Genomic DNA, 3,585 nt, shown 5'->3' on the forward strand with positions numbered 1-3,585 from the left:
TCTATATGCTCGGCACGATGCACGCCCTCCCGCGCGGTACCGACTGGGACGCCGGCGAAGTTGCCGCCGCGATCGATGCTGCTGACGAACTCGTGATGGAGCTGTCGCCCGCCGAACTCGCCGCAGCGGGCAACGTGTTCCAGAAGCTTGCGCCGCGCACGGCACCGCTCGCCATCGAAAAACGGCTCTCGGGGGAGGCGCTGGCACGCTATCGTGCGGTTGAGGCTGGCGGAAGCGCGTTCGGCGGCGAGAGGTTCGACGACTGGGCGGTGATGGTGCTGATGGGACAGCGCATCGCGCAACAGGCCGAGCTGTCGCCAGCCGACGGCGTCGAAACCGGCCTGACCGCACAGTTCAGGGCGGCCGGCAAACCCGTCGAGGGGCTGGAGACGGCACAGGCGCAGCTGATGCTGTTCGAAACGCTCGACGCCGCAACGCAGCGAACCCTGCTGACGCGCGCCGCCGAGCGATCGGGTGATGCGGTGAAGGAGGTTCGCGCGCTGACCGCCGCGTGGAGCCGCGGCGACGTTGCCGCGCTCGACAAGGTGATCAACGAGGATGTCGATGTCGTTCCCGCAGCGCGAAAGGCGATCATTACCGACCGTAACCGGCGCTGGAGCATCTGGGCAGAGGCGCGAATGGAGCAGCCGGGTACGGTGCTGATGGCGGTCGGCGCGGGGCATCTGGTCGGCAGTGACGGCGTGCCGGCGATGCTGGAAGCCAGGGGGCTCAAGGTCGTACGCATACAATAGGGACGCCGGCGCTTGCATTTCGGCCGCTTCCCCGCTAAGCGCCGCCGCTTCCGTCCATGGTCATCCCTGGAGGCGTGGCGGACTGTGAAATCTGTTTCGGAGAAAAATGATGAGCGACCAGCTGGTGCTGTCGGCCGAGACGCGTGATCGCGGAGGCAAGGGAGCCTCGCGTGAACTGCGTCGTAATGGCCGCGTCCCCGCCGTTGTCTATGGCGGCAAAGAAGAACCCCTGATGATCCACGTCGAGGAAAAGCTGCTGATGAAGCAGCTGATGACGGGTCACTTCATGAACTCGATCGTGATGATCGAAGTCGGTGGCAAGCAGGTGCGGACCCTACCGAAGGATGTCGCTTTCCACCCGGTCAAGGATCGCCCGATCCACGCCGACTTCCTGCGCATCAGCAAGGATGCCAAGGTCAATGTCGCGGTCCCGGTGGTTTTCATGAACGAAGAAGCGTCGCCGGGCCTGAAGCGCGGCGGCGTGCTGAACATCGTTCGCCATGAGCTGGAACTGATCTGCGACGCGGACAAGTTGCCCGACGACATCCAGATCGATGTCACCGGCTATGACGTCGGCGATTCGATCCACATCAGCAACGTCACCCTTCCCAAGGGCGTCGAGAGCGCGATCACCGATCGCGACTTCACCATCGCAACCATCGTTGCCCCGTCGGCGCTCAAGTCGAGCGAAGGCGATACGACGGTCGATGGCGGCGACGCTGCCGAAGGCGGCGAAGAAGCCTGATTTATCCGGGCGGCCCCTCCCCTTTGCGGGAGGGGCCTTCCACGAAAGGCGGATGGCATGCAGCTCTGGGTCGGCCTCGGCAATCCCGGGCCCCAATATGCGATGCACCGCCACAATGTCGGCTTCATGGCCGCCGATGTCATCGCCGACCTCCACGGTTTTCCTGCACCTGCAAAAAAATTCCAAGGCTGGATCCAGGACGGTCGCATCGGATCAGAGCGCATCCTGCTGCTCAAACCCGGTACCTTTATGAACGAAAGCGGCCGCAGCGTGCGCGCCGCGCTCGATTTCTACAAACTGGCGCCGCAGGACGTGACCGCCTTCTACGACGAGCTCGACCTCGCGCCGATGAAGGTCAAGGTCAAGCAAGGCGGCGGCGCTGCTGGCCACAACGGCATTCGTAGCATGATCCAGCACATCGGCGAGGATTTCCGCCGCGTACGCATCGGCATCGGCCATCCGGGACACAAGGACCGCGTAACCGGCCATGTCCTCGGCAACTACCACAAAAGCGAGATGGAACCGCTGGTCGACCTGCTCGGCGCGATCGCCGCCGAAGCGAAATGGCTCGCCGACGGCGACGATGTCCGGTTCCAGAGCGACCTCGCGCTGCGTATGCAGGGATGATCGCCACCCGCGCCGCAACAGCCGCCGATCGCGATGCAGTCATCGCGATCTGGGATGCCTGCGGCCTCACCCGACCGTGGAATGATCCGCAAGCAGATTTCCAGCGCGCGCTGGATCACGAAGCGTCGACGGTCATTGTAGCGGAACAGAACACCCACATCGTCGCCACCGCGATGGCAGGTTTCGACGGACACCGCGGATGGATCTATTATCTGGGTGTCGCTCCGGAGCACCGGGGTCAGGGTATCGCGCGCCAGTTGCTCGACGCAGCGTGTGAATGGCTCAGGATTCGCGGCTGCCCGAAGGTCGAACTGATGCTTCGCGATGGTAATCCGGCGGCGGGCTTTTACGAACATCTTGGATGGGAGCAGCAGGACGTCCGCGTTTTCGCCCGGTGGCTGGCCTGATCCGGTCGCATCGCATATATTGGTGGATGCCGCGAACTGAGGCATGATGCCGCCCGAAAGGAGCATCAGCCATGTCCGAGCCTTCGCGCCCCAGCCGCCGCGAACTGATCGCCGGTGCAGCCGCCCTCACCGCCGCCACCCCCGCCCTTCTCCACGCGGCGACGCCCGCGGTTGCATCGTCGCTCGAGGGCCGAACGGTCCTCATCACCGGCGCCTCGAGCGGCTTCGGCCGCATTGGCGCGCTCCACTATGCAAAGCTGGGTGCAAAGGTCATCGCATCGATGCGCAATATTCCGCGCCCCGAGGCCGAAAGCCTTGCCGCCGAAGCCACCAAGGACAAGCTCGACCTCCACATCGTCGAAATCGACGTGACCGACGATGCCTCGGTCATGGCGGGTACCGCGCGAGCGCTCGAAATCGCGGGCGGGCGCATCGACACGCTGGTCAACAATGCCGGAATCGGAATCACCGGCCCGGTCGAAGTCCAGGACATGGAAGCGACGCGGCTGATCTTCGAGACCAATGTGATCGGCATCCAGCGGATGCTGCTCGCGCTGCTGCCTCAGATGCGCGCGGCGAAACGCGGTCAGATTTTCAATATCTCGTCGCAGCTCGGCCGCGTGATCGTCCCCGGGGGTGGCCATTATTCGGCGACCAAGTTCGCGGTCGAGGCCTTGTCCGAACAGCTCGCCTATGAGCTCGTGCCGCACGGGATCGAGGTAACGGTCATCCAGCCCGGCGGCTATCCGACCCGCGTGTGGCAGAACCGCAATATCTATACCGGCGCGCTGAAGGACCGCAGCGATGCGGCGCTGCTCGCGGCATACCAGCCATTCACCAAGGGCATGGGCACCGAGGACGGCAGCGGCCGCAGCGCCGACCCCGCCGACGTGCCGCGCGCGATTGCCGAGATCATGGCAATGCCCGCGGGGTCGCGTCCGCTGCGCCGCGCGGTCCACCCGGGACCCAAACCGCAGGAAGCGATCAACAAGGTTGCGGCCGAGGTGCAGGTCGCCTGGCTCGGCGGATCTCCGCTCGGCCCGCTGATCAAGGC

At 64.8% G+C, this 3,585-nt stretch carries 5 protein-coding genes; all 5 read left to right on the forward strand.

Features of this window, described 5'->3' with window-relative positions; translation table 11 throughout:
- The coding region (locus tag VGD20_RS19790; protein WP_331136091.1) for a TraB/GumN family protein at positions 1 to 752 on the forward strand (752 nt) is incomplete at its 5' end.
- Positions 753 to 861: 109 nt separating this feature from the next.
- Entirely contained in the window at positions 862 to 1,497 is a 636-nt protein-coding gene (locus VGD20_RS19795; protein ID WP_331136095.1) for a 50S ribosomal protein L25/general stress protein Ctc, read from the forward strand.
- A 57-nt stretch (positions 1,498 to 1,554) separates the two neighbouring features.
- Positions 1,555 to 2,124 (forward strand): aminoacyl-tRNA hydrolase, encoded by a 570-nt coding sequence (pth, locus tag VGD20_RS19800; RefSeq protein ID WP_331136092.1) that lies wholly within the window; start codon positions 1,555 to 1,557, stop codon positions 2,122 to 2,124.
- On the forward strand, positions 2,121 to 2,531 hold the full coding sequence (locus tag VGD20_RS19805; protein ID WP_331136093.1) for a GNAT family acetyltransferase: 411 nt from the start codon (positions 2,121 to 2,123) through the stop codon (positions 2,529 to 2,531). Before pth ends, VGD20_RS19805 begins: the two co-directional genes overlap by 4 nt.
- Positions 2,532 to 2,602: 71 nt before the next feature.
- Positions 2,603 to 3,585: SDR family oxidoreductase (locus VGD20_RS19810; protein ID WP_331136094.1), on the forward strand; the 983-nt coding region annotated here is incomplete at its 3' end.

Origin of the sequence: Sphingopyxis sp. (assembly GCF_036402335.1) — a bacterium.
GTDB lineage: Bacteria > Pseudomonadota > Alphaproteobacteria > Sphingomonadales > Sphingomonadaceae > Sphingopyxis.